Annotated in this window: 1 pseudogene; it reads right to left on the minus strand. The window is 74.0% G+C overall.

The window, feature by feature from the left end:
• A pseudogene (locus tag KVT44_RS55740) lies at positions 1-362 on the minus strand (VOC family protein); the annotation flags it as partial.

Consider the following 362-nt stretch of genomic DNA (forward strand, 5'->3'; position numbering starts at 1 on the left):
CGGGCGGCGGCCTCGACGTCGTCGACGGTGAAGTGGATCTGCCAGTGCGGCCGGATCGTCGGGTCGGGTGCCGCCTCGACCGCGCCGGAGTGGATACGGGCCACGACGTCGCCCCGGCTGCGCAGCACGACCTCGTTGTCCTCGTAGCGCACCTCGCAGGACCCGGGGGCCGACGACGCCCACTCCAGGACCTCCGCGTAGAAGATGGCGGCGTCGAAGGCGTCGCGGGTGTGCAGCCGTACGAAGACCGGTGCCGCCCGGCGCCACTCCTCCCAGCCGGCCACCAGCTCGCCCTCCCAGATGCCGAACACCGCTCCGTCCCGGTCGGCCAGCAGCGCCGCCCGGCCCGGCGGGAACGAGAT

Origin of the sequence: Streptomyces sp. GbtcB7, from assembly GCF_019091445.1 — a bacterium.
Classification (GTDB): Bacteria; Actinomycetota; Actinomycetes; order Streptomycetales; family Streptomycetaceae; genus Streptomyces; species Streptomyces mirabilis.